This is a genomic window from Bartonella machadoae, from assembly GCF_022559585.1.
In the GTDB taxonomy this organism is placed as follows: domain Bacteria; phylum Pseudomonadota; class Alphaproteobacteria; order Rhizobiales; family Rhizobiaceae; genus Bartonella; species Bartonella machadoae.
On the sequence record NZ_CP087114.1, the window covers coordinates 2111251 to 2134584 of the forward strand.

The window sequence follows — 23334 nt, forward strand, 5'->3', positions numbered from 1 at the left end:
TAATTACCGCACAACATTTTTTGACCTTGTCCGCGCTATCGCATTGTTTTGTTCTTGTATCTGTTTCTGTTGAAGAAACTTAACTGCTGTTTGAAGCTCGTTCACAAGCTTCTTATCATGAGGTTGTCGCGATATTGCTTTCGATAAATCAAAGTCCCGTTTATGAATGGCATCCTGTCCAAAGCGTTTATCTAAAGCATTTTGGAGATGCAAAAATTCTTTATTAATAGGCTCTGGTATATTCAAATAAGTCTCACGACCAGCCGCAACATCCTTCATATAACGCACACTATCCTTTGAAAGAGACGGCACTTCAACCTTCAATTGTTCACGCTCACGGGTCAATTTATCTTGCTTGTGTTCATAGGAATTTTTATAAAAGGATTGAAGTTCTCTAAGTGTAGAAATGACAAAGGAAGCATTGCAAAGCGCCTCTTTACGTTCTTTCCCTGCTGTTTTAAAACGATCTATGAGGCGATCTGAACCACGCAATTCACCAGCTCTAGCAGGGTCTTTCTTTAAAAGATCAGGCAATTTATCCCCCTTTCCTGCTAAAATCGTTCGTTCAATCTTAAGAGCAGCAGCTTGAGGGTCTTTGTAAACAGCTTTCAGACGATCATTTAATACTTTAAAAGTATCAATATAAGATTTTTCCTTTCTAACAGCATTTTGCACCTTCTGTTCTAGATTGGAAGTATCAATATAAGCAGCAAGATAGGGTGCTTGTTTTGGTGTTTTTGAAACGCTCTGTGATTGCTCAACCTTGAGTTTTTCTTTTTGAAGTCTGCCAAAAGCTGTCTTTGCTCTATCCCAAAGCGTTTCAATCTTTTCTTTTTGTTTTTGCAACCATTCTTTATTCGTCTCAAGGTAAGAAGAGATCTTCTCCCCAACATTTCTAGAAACATCAATCCCTCTATTTTTTGTAAATTGTGCAATGTAATCCCGATAATCAGGAGACTCCGCAAAATCAAGCGTTGTTGTTTTAACACCAGAGCGTGAAAGTGCTGCTACCAATTTCTCATAAGTACTTGCACGATCAGATTGTTTGATACCATCAACAAGAGAGGGGTCTCCGCGCTCTATTAAATCAACATGAAAAATGTTTTGTTTTATTCTTTTATCGTTAACAACAACAGTCTCTTTCTCTTGGCGAAGAGAAATCTTATCACCAAGCTCTATACGTGCTCCATCTATAGCAGAGGGAAGATTCATACCATAAACACGTTCAATTCCACGATGCGTTGCTATATCGGCATAAGGTGTTTTGGTTTTTACATTTTCATTAAAAGAAGTGTACCCTGTCTCAACAAGTTCACCCTTTAGTGTGCCCTTAACTTGCTTGTGTTCATGCAAACGAACATTTTTAAAATCTTCTGCGGCAACATAAAGACGTGACTGCTCCCTATGTCGAGACAAAGCAACATAAGAAAGATGTTGATCCATAGAAGGCGAAGCAAGAACAAAAACATTATCAACCGTCACACCCTGACTTTTATGAACAGTAGCCGCATATCCATGATCAACATTTTGGTAAGTTTTATTGGAAAAAACAACCTCTTGACCAGAGTCAAGACGCACTCTTAAAAGCGGTTTCCCTGTTTTACTGTGCGTAGACAAAACAGTACCCAACATACCGTTTTTAACTTTTTGTTCTCCTAGTTTCTGCGCATATCTTTCTTCAAACTTTGCATTTTCAAGGAAAATAATTCGGTCATTGACAACAAATTCGCGTTGTCCTCTCAGAGTATCAAAATTCACCGCTTTTGCGACATCCTCTGATTTTAAAAAATGAGAATTTTTGAGAACGGTTCTGATTTCTTCATTCAATTTTTTAACAGCTGCATTCGTATGTGCAAGAATAAGCAATTCATCACCCTTTAAGGGTTTTCCTTCTTCTACGGATTTTTTCTCTATTTTCCTCCGCGTAGCCATCCAATCTTCAACAAGAGTATTTATGGCTTGCCTGTGTGTTTTAGTCTCGTGAATAAATCCTCTCTCTTTGTAACTATCTAAAGCCTCTTTCACTTGACCACGCGCAAATTGACGGGATGCCTCCTGACCCCATTCTTCTTTTTGCCTTCTAATACCAGAAAGTTCAACATAACCAATATTATCGACAACAGCACGAAAAGCCGCTCCTGCTTCTATCGGTTGCAATTGCATATGATCACCAACAAGTACAACTTTAGCGCCTGCTTTCTCAACTTCTTGGACAAAATGTGAAAGCTGTTTTGATGAAACCATACCAGCTTCATCAATGACAAAAACATCACCAACCCGTAAGTTATCTTTCTTGTTTTTCCACGCCAATTCCCAAGCAGCAAGAGTTCTACTTTTTATTCCTGAAGACTTTTCAAGCCCCTCCGCAGCTTTACCAGCAAGAGCCGCACCAAATACGCGTTTACCATCATTTTTCCAAGCAACATTTGCTGCTTCAAGAAGCGTAGATTTTCCAGCACCAGCATAACCAACGACCGCTGCAATGGCTTTATCATCCGTGATATGTTGAACCGCTAATACTTGCTCTTCTGAAAATTTAAATGAATGCTTACGATCTTTATTTTCAACAGAGCTTATCGCCGCTAAAACTTTTTTAGAACGAACACCATGCCCCGTCGTTTGAGACAAAGAAACAACACTCCGCTCCATATCATATTCAGTTTTTAAAATTTCTTTTGTTGCGTAAATGACCTTATGAGGACGCAAATCATCTTTAATTTTAATAAGGTTATCGCTTTGCTCTAAACGCACCATAATATCATTAAAGTCGTTCGCATTATCAACATATCTATTAACAATCTTAGCAAGATCACCACGATTAAATGTCGATTTCTCAAATGCAATCAACTTCAATATTTCATTAGGATTTTTTTTGATTTTTTCTACAGATCTTCGTCTTCTCCTTTCATTGGCTTGAACAGCATTGCTCACAAGACCTTTTTTACTCATTGCATGCGCAGATTGACCTAAATGAATGCTTGGTTCTATGGATAAACCACGCTCTTTATAGGAACGCATATCTAATTTTATATCATGACCAGAAAGTGCAAGATATTTTGTTGCAAGCGCACCCCATGAGTTGCGCAAATCCTTCAATGCATCCTTATGACCTATAACATTTTCGTAAACTATTCGTTCTTCTTTTCTTATCGCATTTCCTTTCTTATCACGAATAGTAACGAGAGACTTTTTCACTGTTCCATCTTTATTTAAAACTGCTATTTTCTTGGAACCAAAACCATTTTCTACAACAGGTCGTAAAGTATGCATGATATGTACATGGGGATTTCCCTCCTTGTCATGATATACCCAATCAGAAATAAGACCCCGTGATGAAAAGTTTGTATTTATGAATTCTCGTACAAGAGAAATATTTTGATCTCGCGATAACTCTAATGGCAATGCTATAACGATTTCTCTTGCCAACTGACCATTTACGCGCTCATTGTTTTGTATAGTATTCCACAACCATTCACTCTTTTTATCATTCCTATTGAGATAACTAAGTTGTTGTGTAATCCACTCTGGTGCATCTTCTGGAATATTCATTTCTGAATATACAAGGTCTTTATCTTTATCATACTTATGCGTATGAGAACCTTGCAATTCATCAAACATCTTCGTTCTATGACGATAAGCAGCAGCAGAAATTGCTGATTTTCCAGAACCAATAATTTTAGCTTGTAGATGTGCTATTGCCATAAGACAAGATTACCAAAATTTGCGTTTATTTTATCAAAATAAACTATAACAAAAAACGTTTGTGAAAACAAACGTATAATTGCGCCTTCAAAAATCTTTTAAAAAAGACCTTTTCAGGAGCGCATAAAATGCGCACTATTAAGTATTGTTATTTTAGTTTTTTTCTGTTAACAGACGTGAAAAGCTTAATGAAAGTAAAGGTGTGAAATGGCGCGTAAATCTTTAGAAAAACTTTTAGAAGAAAAAAAAGCTCTTGAAGAAAAAAGTAAAAAACTTCTTGAAAAAATTAAAGCTGTAAAAAAACAAGAGGGTGAAAAAATTGCATTAATAGCAGCAGAAACTGGATTAACAGAATTGAATATTACAAACGAAGAATGGAAAAATATTTTCGAGGAGATTAAGTCTCGATTTCAAAAAGAAAAAGACAAAGCTAAATAATCTTGGGAATTCTATAAAATCATTACGGCGTGTAGAAAAAAGGGGAAGATTCTTGCAAGATGAAATAAGACGTAAAGATGCTCGTGAAAAAATTATTTTAGGCGGACTTGTCATAAAAGCAGGTCTGAGAGATGCTAATAAATCTTTCATCCTAGGATGTTTAATCAAAGCATCAAAACTCAATCCAAACTCAAAAGAGTATCAAGAATTTGAAAAAATAGGCAATCAAGCTTTTACTGATATGCGGGTGGGAAAATGATAAACCAATTAAGCAAAAAACAAATCATACTTTTAATATGCCCTCTGATCTTTTCAATAATTGTAGCTTTCCTTGTCAATATAACAATCAACGAAATTACAGAAAATGGTACAACGGATGATGCTTATTGGTTTGTACGTTCAAAACCTCTTGATGTTCTAGTCCTTATTGCTCTATCTTGCTCTACTTTCGTCTTATTACAAAAAAGACACATCAGAAAAAATATCACTCTTTCATCCATAATTATCTTCAGTCTTTTCGCAACATATTACAGTGCTAATGAATACATCAGATTAAGTCCATATGTTGGACAAAACAACATGACTTGGGGGGATGTTTTTCCTTTTTTCGATGGAATGGTTTTGAGTGGTTCTTTCATTGGGTTCGTTATTCTTGGTTTCACAATGAAACTATCATTAGCAAAGGCTTCTCCACTAAAAAGTTCAAAAAAAATGATCTTCGGGGGTGCTCAATGGATGAATATGAAAAAACTGGAAGAAATCTTTCCAAGCGATGGGGAAATAATCATAGGGGAACGATACAGAGTTGATGAGGATGTTATCAAAGATGTCGCTTTTAACCCCAAAGATAAAACAACATGGGGAAAAGGTGGTCGCCAACCTTTATTAACATACAAACTCGATTTTGATTCAACGCACATGCTCTTCTTTGCTGGTTCTGGTGGTTATAAAACAACCAGCAATGTTATTCCTACTTGCCTTAAATATACCGGTCCTCTCGTCGTATTCGACCCTTCAACTGAAATCGCACCAATCGTTACAGAAACAAGACATAAATCAAATGAAAATGCTGTATACATTCTCGACCCGCATGGCACATCAACAAAAACTTTTAATCCTTTAGATTGGCTCTTAGATGAAAAGATACCCCTTTATGAAAGAGAAGCAGGTCTCGTGGAAATCGCAAGACTCCTCCTCTCTGAAAACCATAAATCAACATCAACTGATCAATTCTTTACATCCCATGCGCATAATTTGCTAACGGGACTCCTTGCCCATATCGTCTTTTCTGATGAGTATGAATTAGAGGAAAAAAACTTAAAAACGCTTCGCACTCTCGTATCAGAGCCAGAACCATCCGTGATTGGAAAATTGCGTTCTTTACAAAATTCATCACCCTCTCTCTTCATTCGTGAAACGCTCGGTGTCTTTACAAACATGGCTGAACAAACTTTCTCTGGTGTCTATGCTACCGCTTCAAAAGATACACAATGGCTCTCGCTTTCTAACTATGCAAACCTCATAAGTGGAAATGATTTTAAAACAGACGATATTACAAAAGGGAATATCGATATCTTTTTAAATATACCATCAAAAATTCTGAAATCTTATCCAGGGGTTGGTCGTATCCTTGTTGGCTCGTTTCTCAAAGCTATGGAAGCCGCAAATGGTAACTATGAAAAAAGAGTGCTGTTCGTTTTAGATGAAATCGATCTCTTAGGATATATGAACATCTTAGAAGAGGCGCGCGATAGAGGACGGAAATATGGAATATCTCTTATGCTCTTTTACCAATCGGTAGGGCAAATCGAAAGACACTTTGGTCCTTCTGGTGCTATGGCATGGTTCGAAAGTTGCGCTTTTGTAAGCTATGCCGCAATCAAAGATATTAAAACGGCTGAAAACATTTCTAAAGCATGTGGAAAAATGACTATTGAAGTACAAGGGTCAAGCAAAACTCTAGGAACATTAGGCGCAAAAGGAACAGAAAGCCTTAATTTCCAGCAAAGACCCTTAATCTACCCCCATGAAATAACACAAGAAATGCGCAAAGACGAGCAGATCATCCTCGTACAAGGACATCCCCCTATTCGTTGTGGACGCTCTATCTATTTTAGACGAAAAGACTTAACAGCCTTTGCTAAGAAAAATAGATTTGCTCCGAAATCATAATGTCTTCTAAATGGAACGCACTTCGTGCGTCCATACATCAATTTAATGAGAGGCTTTCCGCCTCTCAAACTCTGAGGAACGCTCTCCAAAATCATGACACCAGACCCGCGTTTTATGAGGGGACTAACAATCCTAGGTTCTTATGGTCAAGGAAACCCTTACAGGGCGCCTACCGGCGTCCTTGACAAAGAACCCTAACGGCTTGTTTTGTCCCTCTCACGCGGCTCCGAAATCATGATTAAAACAAAGAGCTTGGAAGGGCAATCAAAGGGAAAAAACTGAGAACTGCGTAAACATTGGAACTCTTATGAAGAACATTAATCGTTCTCATTTCTTCCTCATTATTATGCGCATTACTTAAAAAGCATAAGATCATAATTAGGAGGAGCTAACCGTAATAGGAGCGCATCATATCCCCAATTAACTGCTAAACTGAGAAACATTATGACGATATAACCAATGACCATTGCTGTTTGATGTTCCCATGGCGCTGCACCAGATACATATCCAGTAAAAAGAATGAATAACACTAATAAACTCCCCCCTGCTAAAAACTCTGTCAAAACAATAACCGGTTTACGAATAAGCAAAAGAAAAAGGAAAAGAAAAAAGAGGCATATTTTCAATATTTTGCGTATTATAGACAATACTCTCCGCATGAGTGTTATTAGAATTGGATGTTTGGAAACTGGATTTTGTTTTTTTGTATCTAATTTGTTAGTAGACAGAGTGTCCATTCCCCCCTCCCATATCGCTATTAGACTTGAAATAGCCGGTGTGAGTACCGTTTGGTACTAGCTTTAAATGCTTTACGCAAAAACAACTTCAAGATGTCCTTCTGGTGTTTTAACTTTTTCAGAACTAACAACAATTTTGATATCATTTCCTAATTTAGTTAGACACTCAAGCATTTTCATCTCACTGATCCCACGGAATTCTCCATTTAAAAGCCTAGACAATTTAGGTTGTGTCATTTTTAAAAGTTGACTAGCTTGTTTTTGAGTTAAGTTCTTTTCTTTAAGAATTTGACTAATTTTGCAAGCAAGCTGTGCTTTAAGAAGCATTTCTCTAGAATCTGGAAAACCAAGATCTGCGTAAACATTGTAAGTACCGTGAAAAACACTAGTCATCCCTAACTCCTTTCTAATTGTTCTGCTAATTTAAGACGCTCTTTAATAAGATTGATATCTGGTTTTGGTGTTGCAATGCCATGGGTCGATTTCTTCTGAAAACAATGCAACACATAAATAGCCTTTTCGTATCGTATTGTGTAAACAGCACGATAAGTGCCTTGTATATCACGTTCAATAATTTCTAAAACATTTGCAGATCCAAATCCTTTAAGAACCTTGACGTTTTCTCCTCTCTTTCCATTCTGCGCAAGATAAAGAGCATAACCAATACTTTGTTGAATAACATCAGGGAGACTTTTTATGTCTTTGAGTGATGATCCAAGCCATATGATACGTTTCATTTTATTCATAATTATATATATACCTATATAGGTATAATTGCAAGTGTTTATTTTAATTCTAGGATTCTTTATTGCTTAACACTTCTTTTAATGATAACTATAACAATAAAGCAGGCGCCCCCCCCTGCGCCTGTCATTTATGCTGCTTCATTTTCAACAATCTTTACAACTGTATCGCCTTCATAAATTTCACAATCCTTAGGAATCCCATATATATAGCGGTAGTTTTGTTTGTGATATGAATAACCTTTTCTTTTTAAGATTGCATTGCCATGCACCAAACCTCTAATGGTGTGATAACCAGTCACTTGTGCATTGCCATAAACAGAACCGTAGACTTTAATATAACCTCCTACACTAGCATTACCATAAACAGAACCATGAATTTTTGCTGCTCCGCATACAACGGCATTATCACAAACTTGTGCTTTTGGCTTAATACGAGCAGAACCTAAGACTTTTGCATTTCCATAAACATGGGCATCATTGAAAACCCACGCTTTATTCGAAACATGAGCATTGTCATAAACTCTACCGTGAATATAAACACGGGTTTTATCACATACATAAGCATTCCCATAAACATGACCAGCTATAGCGGCATTATCACAAACTTGTGCATTGTCATAAACACGCCCCTCACCTAAAACCAATGCATTACCAGCAACCCAGCAATTTCCTTCATGAGAGAGATTTTCTTCTTTTTCAATAAAACCACCAAGATCTCCAGCCTTAACATTTCCAAAATCTCTTAAGGCACGAATGCGATAAAGTGTGACACCTTCAATTTTTCTGGTTTCTTCTGTAAATTCATATTTTTTCATTGGAATTTCTTTCTTATCGTAGTTTTGAATTGACTCCTTATAAAGAAGCCGGGTGCTCAAAACACGGCGATAAGTCCGTTGCTACACTTTTCCCATAAAGGGTATTGTATGGTGTAACCACACCCGACAAAATCATTATATGTCTTTAGAACATAAAAGACAGTCAGTTTTTTAAAACATGGGAAAGATTGTTTCGTAATCTATCCGCTTATCGTTAAGTGTTTTGACCACTTGAATATTTATATAGCAAAATACGTATTTATTGTCAATTGTTTTTTACTCTTTTTTTGATATTTTTTATAATATTTTCAAATATTTATATCATAAAATACCTTATTATTTTCTCAGTTTTTTTCTCTTTAAGTGCCCTTCCAAGCTCTTCGTTTTAATCATGATTCCGGAGCCGCGTGAGAGGGACAAAACAAGCCGTTAGGGTTCTTTGTCAAGGACGCCGGTAGGCGCCCTGTAAGGGTTTCCTTGACCATAAGAACCAAGGATTGTTAGTCCCCTCATAAAACGCGGGTCTGGTGTCATGATTTTGGAGAGCGTTCCTTAGAGTTTGAGAGGCGGAAAGCCTCTCAGGAACATGCCCTTCACAGGGCATACTTCAAATCTATTCAGTTTCTCTTAATTCTAGATTTGGAAGGCTTTTAACAATCTTCATTGTTTCTAAACTTACCGTAATAACCCTTTGGAACAATTCCAATGGATAAGCAGGGTTGCCAATGGTCTCAAGTGCATAGCGATTGGCATCATTAACAATGCCACTCTTTTTATCAGTTTTTACACATTGACGCCCCATAACCCATTCAAGAGCAGATTTACCATTCACGATATACTCATAAGCTTCCTTGGGTATATCTGTTATCGTGATATTACTGTTATAAAAAACAGTGGTTTTATCCTTTTCCTTACTATTTTTGATTTTTGCGAATTTCATTTCTGTAACGTAATAAAACTTTTCGGGGTTCTTGATATCTGTAAGTTTTGGATTGCCTTTTTTAAAGGTCACAGGATAAGGGTCCACCGTTTCATAATTGACGTGCAAATTACCTAATTCACGACCCGCATTAACAAATGCCCAGAAATCCTCAGCGCTCTTTACGCAAGGGATGCGAGGGAGTTCTTTAGAGAGATTATCAGCATAGCGAGTGCGATAATCTTCTGAATGCAAGAGACCGTAAACATAATAGAAGATATCATCTTTAGTGATTTCCTCATTAGGATAAGCAGCTTTAAAATGTGCTAATCCCCCATCAGTGATGGCATCACGACGTTGTAAACCAGAGGTTTTGTTTTCTTCTGTAGAATTTGTAAATAAATGAGTTTGTTTTTTGTTTTTATCTTTTGAAGAAACAGCATCTTCGTAAAGGTACAATGGAAAGCATTGGCTACCGCCATCTATCATATTCAAATCAGGTAAATTTTTATTCATCAAAACAGAAAAACCACTTCGTGCTCCTACGCCTGTAACTTGAATCACTCTATTATCAACGGCTTTTCCCATTGGAAATATAAGCGGCATTTGGGAAACTCTATGGTTAAAAATACGACTATAGTAAAGCCATTGCTGTATAAATGGACGATAAAGACTTTGAATTATGCAATCATTTTTAAATTCAGAACATTTGCCTCTTACAAACTCTTCTTTCAGACTACTACTCCAACAGATTTTTGTCGTATCAATGTTAACAAAATTGTCTACAGCCTTTGCACGTGTTTTATAGTCAGCATGTGGATATGTGTCATTAAAACGTTTTATTTCGTTATTATAAAAAGCAATCATATTCTTCATATTTTTTGCTAAAGATTCACGGCTTGAGTTATATACCCATGCATCACGATTAGTTTGTAGACCACAAGAAAAATTTTCAAAGAGTTTTTTACCATGACCTTTCTTAACACCTATAGCTAAAAATGCTTTAAAACTGTCATCACGTTGATTTATCCAATCGCCATGTGTGTCTGGTGTAATGATTTGCCAACCTTGTTTGCTCCGTGTAATGCCATCAATACTATTAAGGGACTCGATTATCGTAAGCTTTTCTTGCCTCGTGAGATAATCTCCAATATCACGGAAATATATTTTACCATGCTGTTTGGATTCTGGATTTTTTACGAGAATAGAGATGGCAATGGGAGCTCGAGAGCCTTCTCCAAAAATTCCACCACTTTCTTTCTTACGTTGTTCTCCAGAAGTTCGCGCATTCCCCCGTAAATGGAAAATATAAAGGCTGCTAAATTCTTCAACCAGACATTTACGTAAACCTGTCATAGAATTTACATCTATAAAACCGGCATTTGTGACAAAACCAATAACACCACGGTCTTTTATACGGTCACTAGCCCAGCGAATAGCACGGATATAGCTATCATACAAAGCTTGCATACTCGTTGCTTTTGATTGAGCAGCATAGGTTTCACGAATGCGGTCATCTAAGAGTGGATAAGGAGTGTTTTTTGCGTTATCATTTTCGCTTTTCTGTCCAATAGAATAAGGAGGGTTACCAAAAATCACTTCAATATTTAGATTTTTCTGAAGTTCCAAATATTCACTGTTTTCTTTAAACAATTTTTGCAGCAGATTTTTCTCTTCAAGCATCTGAAACGTATCGGTTAAACCAATATGCTTAAAGGGAATATAATCTCCCTTCATAAGACTATGATAGGTTGATTCAATATTAATCGCTGCTATGTAATAAGCTAAAAGAACAATCTCATTGGCATGGATATCATGACAGAATTTATATTCCATATCTTCTGGTTTTATCAGATTGGATTGCAAAAGCCTTGTGATGAAGGTACCTGTTCCCGTAAAGGGGTCAAGAATAGAAACACCTCGTGAACCCAAGCTCTTGCCAAATTCTTTTTGTAAAACATCATCAACAGAGCGAATAATAAAATCGACAACCTCAACGGGGGTATAAACAATCCCAAGCTTATCCGTGGTTCTTTTAAAAGCCTTAGCAAAAAAACTTTCATAAAGAGTAATGATGAGGTTTTGTCTTGCATGCGGGGTGGTAATCCCAGAGGCACGTAACTTAACACTTTCATAGAACTCTTTAAGGTCCTTCGACGCTTCTTCAATATTGGTCTTGTCTAATTCCTTTAAGATCTTTTCCATCGCTTGTGAGATGGCATTATTCTGAACAAATTGATTGCCATCAAACAAAGCTTCAAAAACAGGACGCGTCACAAGATGCTGTGCAAGCATCTCAATCGCTTCCTCTTGCTTGATATCACTGTTTAAGTTGTTTTTTAATTCTTCGTGAAATGCATCAAACGCACGGCGTGCTTCGCTTGTCTCATCAGCAAGCATATTTTGCAGGCGGGTAATGTGATTTTGCGCAATCTCAGCAACATTGCCAGCCCAATTACCCCAATAATCGGTAATAGCAAATTTCTTAGCAAGAAGTGTTCTAAGGGCATGGGGAAATTCAAAACAAAAGGAATAATTTTTTTCTTCTGTATCGCTCTTAGAAAGTTTATAGGCTGGTTTTTCAATTTCCAGTCCCATGTGTTCTGATTTTTCAGGGAATAAACGTTGATCTTCAACCGCAGTCATACTGTCTAAGGCAAGGATCTCTAGGGTATGACTTACATCTTGCCCTAAAATCATTTGGTTCAGGGTTATCTCAAAATTCTCATCATGAGCAAGCAAAGCATTGATTACTTGCCAGACAACTTTGTATCTCTTATTGTATTTTAAAGCCTGTTCAGCAGAAATTCCCGCAGGAACGCCAACCGGTAAAATGATATAGCCTCTTTTCTTATTGGGAGCACGGCGCATAACACGCCCCACTGCTTGTATGACATCCACTTGGCTTTTGCGCGGGTGTAAAAACATCACCGCATCAAGAGCAGGGACATCCACACCTTCAGAAAGACAACGAACATTGGTTAACACACGGCAAGTATTGTCCCCCGCATCTTCTTTAAGCCAATCTAGGAGTTCATTGCGTCGTTTTGCACTAAAAGACCCATTAATATGGTCGAAGGTACAATCAAGAGGAGGTGTCTCTTTACGGTTCTCATAAAGAGCACGCAATTTGTTCTGAAGTTTTTTAGAATTGAATACTCTACAGATGTGTTGAGAGGTTTCAATATCTTTACAAAAAGCCAAAGCACGGCGCATGGGATGAGGGTCATCCCCAAGATCAACTTTCAGATCGATTTTACTAAGAGCTTGGTAACAACCTATCAGCTTGGTTTCATCATCAAGAGGGAGTTCATAATTGTCATCAGTCATAAGATGTTGCGTTGATTGAGCCACGACTTCTTCATTCACACCCAAGACAATAATCTTATAAGGTGCTAACAATTCATTCTTGACGGCTTTTGAAAAGGTATAAGTGTAAAGGGTTTTTCCATAGAAATCTTCATCATCCATAGAAGCCAGCACGGCATTAACCTCATTGGCTTGTCTTTTCTGGTTATCAGCAAAGATCTTTGGAGTTGCTGTCATGTAGAGGCGTTTTTTGCCCTGAACAATGCTGTTATCATGAACCTTGATAAACTCAGATTCATTGTCTATCCCTAATGATGTGCCAGTGGTTCTATGGGCTTCATCACAGATGATCAGATCAAATTCAGGTAAATCATATTTCCTTTGCGCATCGGATATCACTTGGATAGAATGATAAGTCGAAAACACCACAGTCATCACATCAGGAGAAGTTTTATTGGCTTTGCTAGCAAGCTCTTTTGCATCTGTTGTAGCAGGTAGGATAAGATCGGATGCGTTAAAATCAGCAGTATCCTCTTGGTTTTTACGCCGCTTTCCAACTTGTGTATCAGAACACACCGCAAAGGAACGCAAGGGTATCCCTGTATCGAGTGTCCATTCTCTGATGGTTTGTGACATAAGAGCAAGAGAAGGGACCAGAAATAAAACCCGCTTACCTTGACCAGCAAGAGTTTCTGCTATCTTAAGACTGGTGAAAGTTTTACCTGTTCCACAAGCCATAATCAGCTTGCCACGATCTGCTTCTTGTAAACCCTCACAGACATCTTTAAGCGCTTCTTTCTGATGATCTAAAAGCTTTTTCTTCTTTTGCTCTTTAAGGACAACATCTCCTTTTTCTTCAAAAACACTCCAATCGATTTGGCTTTTTTCGAGATCAAACAGATTAATCTGTTGAATGCGGATTTCTTGTCCTTCACAGGTATGAGAAGCATTATCACTCCAATCACTTTCAGTGCTGTCAATAAGAATGCGACGGGAGAAGATCTTTTTTCCAGAGGCAGCAATAAAGCTATCAATATCTTCTTTTTTAATGCAATAAGAGGCGTCATAGCATTTGCATTGGATGGCAGCATAGCTTTCCTGATCACGGATTTTAGCAACCAAATCAATTCCAATATCACGACCATCTTCCCCACGCTCTTTAGCCCAATCGCAATAGGTTTGAACCTTTTCGTATTCTTGGCATTGCAGCGGGTCATGGGTCAAATAAGCCATGACAAGGTTTTCGAAAAGAGTTCCTAATTCACGGGGCGATTGTGCTTTATTACGATAAGACTGTAAGAGAGAGCGTAAAGAGGATTGTTTATTATCAGAATTGAGGGTTTGAGGCATTATAGAGCAACTCCATTACTTATGACATTGACTCATTAACATCGTAAGAATCGTAATGGCGTTTCATAAATACATTTAGAACAAATATCGAGTACTCAATAAACCAAAATGATCTTAAGTCATAACAATTGCTTTAAAAAAATTACAATCCGCTTTTGTTTATCTATCAAGAGTTTAAATTGAGAATTTTTATGACTTCACATTTTTAACCATTCGTATTTGCCTTAGTAGTAAAAGCTCTTTGTTTTAATCATGATTCCGGAGCCGCGTGAGAGGGACAAAACAAGCCGTTATGGTTCTTTGTCAAGGACGCCGATAGGCGCCCTGTAAGGGTTTCCTTGACCATAAGAACCAAGGATTGTTAGTCCCCTCATAAAACGCGGGTCTGGTGTCATGATTTTGGAGAGCGTTCCTGAGAGTTTGAGAGGCGGAAAGCCTCTCATGATAAAAGCGTAACGAAGTGACGTATAGAGAAGGGAACGCGCTCCCCATATAGCGCTGTAGTGACCAATCTATACGAACAAGTAAGCGTAATAAAAAACAACAATTTTCCATAACGAGAGTTGTCCATCATGACACGAAGTGGATTGTGGTCAAGTTTTACCTGATAAGGCTCGTTGTGGAATATTGTCTTGCTACTTTATTGAATATTTATTACGTATTTTATACGTAAATAATAAATATGTATTTACTATTTCGGAAAAAGAACAATATTCAAGGTAGTCTTTCTTTCCAGAAAGCTAGAGAAGTGGATAATCTCTCATAATAGGGAAAATAAAAACGTCGGATTTATTCTTTTTTGCTTCTCAAAAAGAATGATCTTTGTCGCATGAAAGATCTATACCGATAGCTTTAGCTTGCATCTTTTCATAAATCTTGCGCATCGCATTCATATTGTCTTTTCTAACACTAATAATTGCCTTTTCAGCCAATGTTAAACCCGCTTTATCGAGATTTTCTAATCGTGTATAATGAGATGCCATTGCTTTTCTCGCCTCATCATAAGGTAGACCATTTTTTCTGTGCTTTAATAGACGGTGCCCCCTATTAATCGCATCATATTTTTCAGGATTAGAGACAAGTTCTAGGTGATCTTTAATAACATCAATTTCAGTCAATGCTGTTTTAAGACTATTAATCATTCCCTTACTATTAGCATAGCGTAACAAATCATCATCAACAAAACCACGCTCCGTATCAAGAAGTAATGGCAAATCACTGCAGCGACCAAGATTGCGTAAATTAGCGCAAAAACTCATCTGCACATCATGTAACCTTTTGGATAAGAACGTTTCCTCTATATCTTTCTTATATGCATTCCTTACCAAAAAAAATTCTTCCAACTCAGAAATGCTGTCCTCCTATCATAACACCTTTTTCTAACCAACCTGGACCATACTCTTCATCGGCACTCTTTGTAGAAAATCCCATATCACGAATAAACTGTGCACCACGGCTCTTTCTAAGATATAAAAGAGAATGTGCGGAATGTTCAGCCATTGCTAACCATTCCCACGTTGTTTTTTTATCATTAGCCTTGGATGCTGCCTCTGCCTCAGAAATATAGATGCTATTTTGAGATAAACCACCTGCTCGTAATTCCTCACGTTCAGCATCAGTCATATAACTTTTTGGTAATTTCTTTTCCATAATAAACACCTCTTTATACTGGATAAATTAATCTAAAAAGAAAAAATGAACAACCAAACATCATGATAATTTTTCTATAAAATCTTCAATATCTGTTTGATATTTATCCTCTAGAAAAACAGGTTGTCTGATGGCTTTAATTGATTTTATTCCATTTATTTGTCTTTTAAGTCTAAAATAAGTTATTCGAGAAATCCCTGTTTTTTTTTGAACAACTTTTAAAGGAAACCCATTCTTAATCAACGATAATGCTATCTCTGTTTTAGGATGAGGTTTTCGTCCAAATCTTACACCTGCTTTTATTGCAGCAACTCGACCTTCCATCGTACGCTCTAAAATACGCGCACGTTCTGCTTCCGCTACTGCTGCTAAAATCTGAATAAGCATTTTCCCTATTGCTCCTTCAGTACTAAAATTGTTTTCTAGGAAACGAAAGATAATACCCTTTTTATAACAATCATCAATAATGCGGACCATATCGGCAGTATTTCGTCCTAATCTATCCATTTTTGTACAGATAATAATATCATCTTTTTCCGCACGCCCTAATAAACGCTGTAATCCCTCACGTTTATCTGTTGAACCAGTTATCATATCAGTAAAAATACGGTCTTCACGGACACCAGCATCTTTAAGCGCGTTAATCTGAAGGGTTAACTTTTGCTGTTGGGTTGAAACTCTAGCATATCCAAGCAATGTCATTTTAGTCTCATAAATTGATTTTGATAAAAATGAGTATCATAAATTGATTTTGATACACACGAAGTATCATAATACAAAAATATGATTTATGATACTGCTTTATGATGCTTTTGAGGAGTATCAAATATTATAATATTTGATACTCCAAGAAGGTTTGTTGCAAATTTTATTGCAATTTTCTAAAATTACTTTATTGGTAAGAGAGTAACTTTGATCGTAGACGCAACGATCAATAGGGGTTTGAAAGCCCAAATGTTTGGTACATAAATATCAATCCCATTATGTGGGAATTCCCGGATTTCCGGGAGCTTTTGCTATGTCCAAGTGCGATAAGCACTAAAAGCAAAAGGCTGATCCAAACTCAGTGCTTTCAAACTCCCGGAATACTAATGCGAGGGCGCTCGCACCCGGTCGGGGGGGATTTAAAGTGCAAGACAAAAATCCGCATTTTAACGATATTTCTATCGGCAAAAAAATTCGCTTAAGACGAGAAATGATGGGAATTTCTCAAAAACAACTAGGCAACCAATTAGGAATAACCTTTCAACAAATCCAAAAATATGAAACAGGCTTGAATCGTGTAGGGGCAGGACGCTTGCAAGAAATTGCCAACATACTGGATGTCCCTATTACCTTTTTTTATACCGAAATCTCGACAAAAGAGAGTGTTTCATACCCTATTGATGAAGGCATATCGAGCAAAGAGGAATATTTACTTTTGAAAAGTTTCAGGATGCTCAAAACGAAAAAACAAAAAGCAATTTTATGGTTGATTTCTGAATAAAATAAAAATCTTAAAATAATTTCCTACCAAATAATAAATGATCATATAGACCTTTTTAAAAGAAGAGATTGTTAGCATGGATAATTCCCCGCAGAGAATTTATATTCAACCTCTTTCTTTATTTCTAAAACCCAAAAATTGCATTTTTTATCTCTTTCATCCATTTTTCGAAGAATTTCTCATTTTTGCTAAGCAAATTTGTTGTGATTTCTAGGCATTTCCAATTTTTTGAGAACTTTATTTAATTCTGCTTTAAACAGTGGTATTCTTTCATCGTTTGAGCTGATTTTGTTATTTTCCGCTATGGAAAAATCGTGAATTTTTCATCAAATTCTTCATTCAACAAAGCGTAGAAAAAACGCTCTAAGTAGAGTTCATCTCTGTTTTTTTAGCAATCACACAGCGAAAACTCCTCCAGAGGATTTTACAAGTTCTGTTCCGTACTTTTCAAAGATAAAATCGAAAACGAGAGCCATTTTTTATCCCCATAGTTTGTTTAACTTCTTGAAGGACATAAGAAGAAATCCCTTTCATTTTCCCCACTCAACCGTGAAAACCCCCATTAAATCGTGAAAACCCCCATTAAATCATGAAAACAATGCAACGCATTTTTCTACTTATCATGAAGTTCCCATACTTCATCAACTTTTTGTTTAAATTCGTGATATCAAGCAACAAGAAGACACAAGGCAAAATGATAGGTTTTTGCCACTTCATAATCATAACAATCATAGTTCCGCACGAGAGAGCATTTACATTTTCCAGAGTCTCCCATAACAATTGCATAACAATAAAATCATGATCACAAAGGTGTATGTCAACCATCACCAATCAAGAGTGAAATGCGCTTAAAACAAGAGAATCCCCTCACAGCAGCTCTCCTATCCCCATCATCACTGTCACAACATAGAGGATAGAGACCAATTGCAACTTACAGCTTAACATTTATAGGTTGTTTTTTGAACAATAGCTCCACGCCTGTGAAGACAACAAGGAGATTCTCTCTTCTCTTTTTCTCTTAAATTCTATTAAAGCTTTTTTCTCTTAAAGAAAGGCTTTTCTTCTTCTCAAGAAGAACTTATAAAATATTTGTCGCTCTTGCAAAGACAAGCTTTCCCATGAAATAACAACCGACAAGTAAAACAAGAATGAGTTATATCACGCGTTTTACGTTATATGACTCCTCTTATAAGCCACGACTATTTCAAGAATCTAAGCCACGTGTAAACGTATAAAAACCCCTCAAAGTGGATAAGAAAAGAGGCCCGCTTAGAAAAACGGACCCTCTACAACCCTGTGCCTCTACCACAAGAAAACTCTCTTTAAAGCACTAAAACGAAATTTAAACTACAACTTATGGTAGCACAAAATAAAAAAAAGGACAAGAAAAAACCTTCTGTTTGCTGCAAAGACTTTACGCGTCACCTTCATTGTGCATAGCAAAGCAAGAGCATTTTTGTAGCCAAGCTCAAGAATTGCGCGAAAATTTCTCTTCATTTTGTTTGCAAAAAAGAGACGGCATTGTCAACACGACCGTCTCTTTACGAAGCGTTAAACATCTATTGGAAAAACAAATGACAAGTTTTAAGGGGAAGAAGAGGACCAACTTGACAACAACTCATACCTTACGGGATCATCTTCACATTGCCCGCCACCACATTCCAGTATGGTAGAAATCAAGTTTGCCGCAATCAAAAATATAAATAAGAAGCTTGCTGTTTTGCTCAAAATTGGCAAAGGAGAAAACATTTTAATTTTGTGTGCCAATTCACCCAAGATCATGACCACAGAAACGGCCAAAATACAAAGAAGTGAGATAATAAGCGCCCAAGTATAAAAGTGCAATCCAAAGAATGTTGAACCATATCCCAAATCATCGGGTGTGATATGCAACAGCACTTGCCGAACAGCCACAATACTTGTCACCATACATCCGAGAATGACCATTCCATAATGTGTATGTTTCACCTTATGATGAATATTAAGTAGAAATCCACACCCAGCCAGCATCAAACCAACACGTTGAAGAAGACAAAGAGGACAAGGCAACTCGAACTTTACCAGTTGATAATAAAAGGCTACGACCAAAACAATGGATAAACCGATAAGCCCTAATGTATTCATAAATATAATGAAATGAGGATTTTTTTCTTCAACATTTTGCATGATTATTCTCTCAAAAAGACAAGTTTAAAGTAGAAGTTGCGTGGTGATTAAAAGTAAGAAGAATGACAACTAACAAAATAGCCCACAAGGCGTAACTGATGTTATTCTTTCCACAGACAGTTGTTACTGCGGCCCCTAAAGCGATTAAAAATGGAACAAACATGGCTTCTAAATCTCCTTTCTTATTGATCGTTGGATAGGATATTGCAAAATTGGGCAAAAAAGAGACAATGATCTTATTATACACAATTGATCATACTCTTTATTAAGAGTATAGAAAGCAATCGGGTATGTAGAGTACTAAAAATGAATATCAACACGACTCTTTACTAGAGAGATCTGTTTAAGGCAGAAGAACAAGCGTCTCTTTATTGCACTTAAGTTTATAAATGCTAAAGAATGATAGGCAAGTTTTGGTAAGCATGTTGTTCTCTCGAATCGTTTTTTATACTCTTTTTTACAAGAGTAATTCTTTTATTTTTTAAACGTATTTTTGCCACAAAATTTTCTTTTTTTAAGAAGCAATATTTGCGATTACTCTCTTTGTACTAACGTTTTTTCTTGAACACTATGCATCAGCAACAGGCATCAGCAACAGGCATCAGCAACAGCCATCAGCAACAGGCATCAGCAACAGCCATCAGCAACAGCCATCAGCAACAGCCATCAGCAACAGCCATCAGCAACAGCCATCAGCAACAGCCATCAGCAACAGCCATCAGCAACAGCCATCAGCAACAGCCATCAGCAACAGCCATCAGCAACAGCCATCAGCAACAGCCATCAGCAACAGCCATCAGCAACAGCCATCAGCAACAGCCATCAGCAACAGCCATCAGCAACAGCCATCAGCAACAGCCATCAGCAACAGCCATCAGCAACAGCCATCAGCAACAGCCATCAGCAACAGCCATCAGCAACAGCCATCAGCAACAGCAACAGCCATCAGCAACAGCCATCAGCAACAGCCATCAGCAACAGCCATTTGAAAACGCCTTTATTTCCATGATCATAAACCGCAAGCTAAAATGATCATAAACCGCAAGCTAAAAAAGGAAAGTTTTTTTCTTATCCACATGATTATTGAACCAAAGCAAATAGAGCGCCGTTTAATCCCAGACCCATCTGTTCTAAAAAGGGGGGAGGAAACATTTTCACTTTAACTGAAGGTTTTCTTGACGTCGCGTGCCCCATGAAAGAGCGCAAAAGTGTACAGCAGCAGTACAAGGATATTTGCGATATTTGCCCTCTCAGTAACGAGAGCCAATTTCTTTCACTTTTGGCAGTAAACAAACGCGATTGCTTTTTACCTTTAGTTTTTTGCTTTGTTTTTTACAGCCAAGCTCTATTTTTTTTGCAAAGGGGTCTTTTTGAAAAAATTATTCTGCGAAAAACATTATTCACATCACATAGCAGGGAAGATATATCAGCATTTTATGAAGCCTCCTTTATGAAGCTGTCTTCGTTCCCAAGGCACATTAAAAAAAACTGTTGTTGTGTTATCAATTGGCTTTGCAAAGAGTCTTTAAAACACTTAAAAAGAAGAGGGCAGAAGAGTATAGTAAACGCTTCAGAGAGAGGGTAAAATTCGATAGAGGATGGTAAATGACGAAAAAATCATATGATGTAGCGATTTTAATGGGCAGCCAATCGGATTGGCAAACGATGCGTCACAGCGCAGATATTTTGACCAGCCTTGATATTTCACATATTTCGCAGATTGTCTCGGCACACCGTACCCCTGAACGGCTTTATCAATTTGCCAAAGAAGCAAAAGCAGCGGGCTTTAAAATTTTGCTAGCCGGCGCAGGCGGTGCAGCGCATCTTCCTGGTATGTTAGCGGCGCTCACACCTCTTCCTGTTTTTGGTGTTCCAGTCCATTCGCACTCTTTATCTGGTCAAGATTCGTTGCTTTCAATTGTGCAAATGCCAGCAGGCGTCCCGGTTGGCACCTTAGCGATTGGTAAAGCAGGCGCTATTAACGCAGCACTTTTAGCCGCCGCGGTTATGGCGGTTTATGATGACAAACTCGCACAGCGGTTACAAGATTGGCGCCAACAACAAACAGCCAGTGTCGCGCAAATTCCAATAACTGAGGTTTAAAATGACACAATCCTCTCACACCCCATCCCCCTCAGCGACAACCCCCGCCGCATCCCTCGCAACACCCCCCTCCTCCTCGGCTACAGCACCCGTCACATCCCTCACCACAACTCCATCTCCCTCGGCTACAGCACCCACCGCATCTCTCACCACAATCCCCTCCTCCTCGACTACAACCCCCACCGCATCTCTCACCACAACCCCCTCCCCCTCGGCGACAACACCCACCACATCCGCCACAACCCCCTCCCCCTCGGCGACAACACCCACCACATCCGCCACAACCCCCTCCCCCTCGGCGACAACACCCACCACATCCGCCACAACCCCATCCTCCTCGGCGACAACACCCACCGCATCTCTCACCACAACCCCCTCCCCCTCGGCGACAACCCCCACCACATCCCTCACAACAACCCCATCCCCCTCAGCGACAGCCCCCACCGCATCCGCCGCAACAACCCCATCCCCCGCAGCGGCTACAGCCACCATCTCTCCCACAAAAACCCCTGCAAAAACCAATGTATTCCCCCTGTTGCCTTCAAACAGGGTCATCGGTTTTATAGGCGGGGGGCAATTAGCGCGTATGTTAGCGATAGCGGCGGCAGAATTAGGTTTTCGGACGGTTGTTTTTTGCCCTGAAGCGGATTGCCCAGCAGCACAAACAGCAAATGAGCACATTGTTGCACCCTATGATGATATTTCGGCACTCGATCGTTTTATTTCCCTGTGTGATATTGTGACTTATGAGTTTGAAAATCTTTCGCTTCAAACGGTTCAATATGTAGAGAACGCTACAAGTGTTTATCCCTCTTCCAAAGCTTTGGAGATTACGCAAGATCGGCTTTTTGAGAAGCAATTTTTGCAAAAGCAAGGGATAGGCACGGCGTCATGGTATGCTGTTGATGATTCCTCTTCTCTTCTTTCAGGACTTTCAGCATTAAAGGGACGTGGTCTTTTAAAGACACGTCGTTTTGGTTATGATGGAAAAAATCAGATGATGCTGGACCACCCGTCTGAACAGACGCTTGAGAAGGTCTTTACAACGTTTCAGGGACATCCTTTAATTTTAGAAGAAGTTATTCCTTTTTTATCAGAAATCTCGGTTATCTCGGCACGCACGAAACAAGGAGACCATATTTTTTATGATTGCCCTGAAAACCAGCACAGGAATGGCATTCTTCACAAATCATTTGTTCCATCGCACGTACCACTTAACGTCCAAAATGCTGCTCAAGAAATAAGCGTAGCCGTGATGGATGCTCTGGATTATGTTGGGGTTCTTTGCATTGAATTTTTTGTTCTCATAGATGGCGGTCTTTTGGTCAATGAATTGGCCCCTCGTGTTCATAACTCTGGTCACTGGACGCAAAAGGCGTGTGTAACATCACAGTTTGAACAGCATATCCGTGCCATTTGCGGGCTTCCTCTAGGCAGCACCTACCGTCATAGCAATTGTCAAATGACCAATCTTCTTGGCAACAATCTGCATGAGATCAAATATTTTCTCACGCAAGAACACACATCTTTACATTTATATGGCAAAAGCTCTGTTCAACCCCTGCGCAAAATGGGGCATGTTATTCAATTAACAGGACCAGCCAGCAAATTTTGACCCCCCAACAAATTTTGATAAGCGCTTTTCAGCAAAATTCTACACACGATAACAGAGAGAAAGCATAAAAACGAACAAAGCAACCAACAAGCATTTTGCGGCATTTTCTCACCTTCTCTTGCAAAC

General features: G+C 38.3%; 19 protein-coding genes. 7 read left to right on the plus strand and 12 right to left on the minus strand.

Features of this window, described 5'->3' with window-relative positions:
* Positions 1-3: 3 nt before the first annotated feature.
* Entirely contained in the window at positions 4-3702 is a 3699-nt protein-coding gene (gene traA, locus LNM86_RS09930; RefSeq protein WP_241437542.1) for a Ti-type conjugative transfer relaxase TraA, read from the minus strand.
* A gap of 207 nt (positions 3703-3909) precedes the next feature.
* Here traA and LNM86_RS09935 point away from each other — a divergent pair, with 207 nt between their 5' ends.
* From LNM86_RS09935 to traG, 3 genes are read left to right on the plus strand one after another with little or no spacing between them, the layout of a single operon-like run.
* The gene (locus tag LNM86_RS09935; RefSeq protein WP_241437543.1) at positions 3910-4140 is read left to right on the plus strand and encodes a TraC family protein; all 231 of its coding nucleotides are present in this window, start codon (positions 3910-3912) and stop codon (positions 4138-4140) included.
* Positions 4141-4192: 52 nt separating this feature from the next.
* Entirely contained in the window at positions 4193-4399 is a 207-nt protein-coding gene (locus tag LNM86_RS09940; protein ID WP_241437544.1) for a conjugal transfer protein TraD, read from the plus strand.
* Positions 4396-6312 (plus strand): Ti-type conjugative transfer system protein TraG, encoded by a 1917-nt coding sequence (gene traG / locus LNM86_RS09945; RefSeq protein WP_241437545.1) that lies wholly within the window; start codon positions 4396-4398, stop codon positions 6310-6312. Before LNM86_RS09940 ends, traG begins: the two co-directional genes overlap by 4 nt.
* Positions 6313-6665: 353 nt before the next feature.
* Here the strand turns inward: traG and LNM86_RS09950 are convergent, their stop codons facing one another.
* The 8 genes from LNM86_RS09950 to LNM86_RS09985 all read right to left on the minus strand — a co-directional run bounded on the left by LNM86_RS09950 (position 6666) and on the right by LNM86_RS09985 (position 16540).
* Positions 6666-6902 carry a hypothetical protein gene (locus tag LNM86_RS09950; protein WP_241437546.1) on the minus strand — a complete coding sequence of 79 codons (237 nt, stop codon included), beginning with the start codon at positions 6900-6902 and terminating at the stop codon, positions 6666-6668.
* Between the two features lie 219 nt (positions 6903-7121).
* Positions 7122-7442: a helix-turn-helix domain-containing protein gene (locus LNM86_RS09955; RefSeq protein WP_241437547.1), complete on the minus strand. Its 321-nt coding sequence runs from the start codon at positions 7440-7442 to the stop codon at positions 7122-7124.
* Between the two features lie 2 nt (positions 7443-7444).
* A complete protein-coding gene (locus LNM86_RS09960; protein WP_241437548.1) occupies positions 7445-7795 on the minus strand; it encodes a type II toxin-antitoxin system RelE/ParE family toxin in 351 nt (116 codons plus the stop codon).
* Positions 7796-7923: 128 nt separating this feature from the next.
* Positions 7924-8610 carry a hypothetical protein gene (locus LNM86_RS09965; RefSeq protein WP_241437549.1) on the minus strand — a complete coding sequence of 229 codons (687 nt, stop codon included), beginning with the start codon at positions 8608-8610 and terminating at the stop codon, positions 7924-7926.
* Positions 8611-9223: 613 nt separating this feature from the next.
* Positions 9224-14188, minus strand: a complete 4965-nt coding sequence (locus LNM86_RS09970; RefSeq protein WP_241437550.1) for a DEAD/DEAH box helicase — start codon at positions 14186-14188, stop codon at positions 9224-9226.
* A gap of 806 nt (positions 14189-14994) precedes the next feature.
* The gene (locus LNM86_RS09975; protein WP_241437551.1) at positions 14995-15447 is read right to left on the minus strand and encodes a hypothetical protein; all 453 of its coding nucleotides are present in this window, start codon (positions 15445-15447) and stop codon (positions 14995-14997) included.
* 85 nt (positions 15448-15532) lie between these two features.
* Positions 15533-15838, minus strand: a complete 306-nt coding sequence (locus LNM86_RS09980; protein WP_241437552.1) for a hypothetical protein — start codon at positions 15836-15838, stop codon at positions 15533-15535.
* Positions 15839-15898: 60 nt separating this feature from the next.
* Entirely contained in the window at positions 15899-16540 is a 642-nt protein-coding gene (locus LNM86_RS09985; protein ID WP_241437553.1) for a recombinase family protein, read from the minus strand.
* Between the two features lie 427 nt (positions 16541-16967).
* Between LNM86_RS09985 and LNM86_RS09990 the strand changes: the two genes are divergently transcribed.
* Positions 16968-17324: a helix-turn-helix domain-containing protein gene (locus LNM86_RS09990; protein ID WP_241437554.1), complete on the plus strand. Its 357-nt coding sequence runs from the start codon at positions 16968-16970 to the stop codon at positions 17322-17324.
* Between the two features lie 1584 nt (positions 17325-18908).
* Here the strand turns inward: LNM86_RS09990 and LNM86_RS09995 are convergent.
* Together LNM86_RS09995 and LNM86_RS10000 are read right to left on the minus strand one after the other, a co-directional pair.
* Positions 18909-19490, minus strand: a complete 582-nt coding sequence (locus LNM86_RS09995; protein ID WP_241437555.1) for a disulfide bond formation protein B — start codon at positions 19488-19490, stop codon at positions 18909-18911.
* A 10-nt stretch (positions 19491-19500) separates the two neighbouring features.
* Complete coding sequence (locus LNM86_RS10000; protein WP_241438984.1) at positions 19501-19653, minus strand: DUF5993 family protein; 153 nt, start codon at positions 19651-19653, stop codon at positions 19501-19503.
* A 398-nt stretch (positions 19654-20051) separates the two neighbouring features.
* Between LNM86_RS10000 and LNM86_RS10005 the strand changes: the two genes are divergently transcribed.
* Positions 20052-20522, plus strand: coding sequence for a hypothetical protein (locus LNM86_RS10005; RefSeq protein WP_241437556.1), 471 nt, complete (start codon positions 20052-20054; stop codon positions 20520-20522).
* A 573-nt stretch (positions 20523-21095) separates the two neighbouring features.
* Positions 21096-21593 (plus strand): 5-(carboxyamino)imidazole ribonucleotide mutase, encoded by a 498-nt coding sequence (gene purE, locus LNM86_RS10010; protein ID WP_241437557.1) that lies wholly within the window; start codon positions 21096-21098, stop codon positions 21591-21593.
* A 15-nt stretch (positions 21594-21608) separates the two neighbouring features.
* Here the strand turns inward: purE and LNM86_RS10015 are convergent, their stop codons facing one another.
* Positions 21609-22115 (minus strand): hypothetical protein, encoded by a 507-nt coding sequence (locus tag LNM86_RS10015; protein WP_241437558.1) that lies wholly within the window; start codon positions 22113-22115, stop codon positions 21609-21611.
* Positions 22116-22128: 13 nt separating this feature from the next.
* On the opposite strand from LNM86_RS10015, the gene LNM86_RS10020 reads away from it, so the two are divergent.
* Entirely contained in the window at positions 22129-23208 is a 1080-nt protein-coding gene (locus LNM86_RS10020; protein WP_256460910.1) for a 5-(carboxyamino)imidazole ribonucleotide synthase, read from the plus strand.
* The last annotated feature ends 126 nt before the right edge of the window (positions 23209-23334 follow it).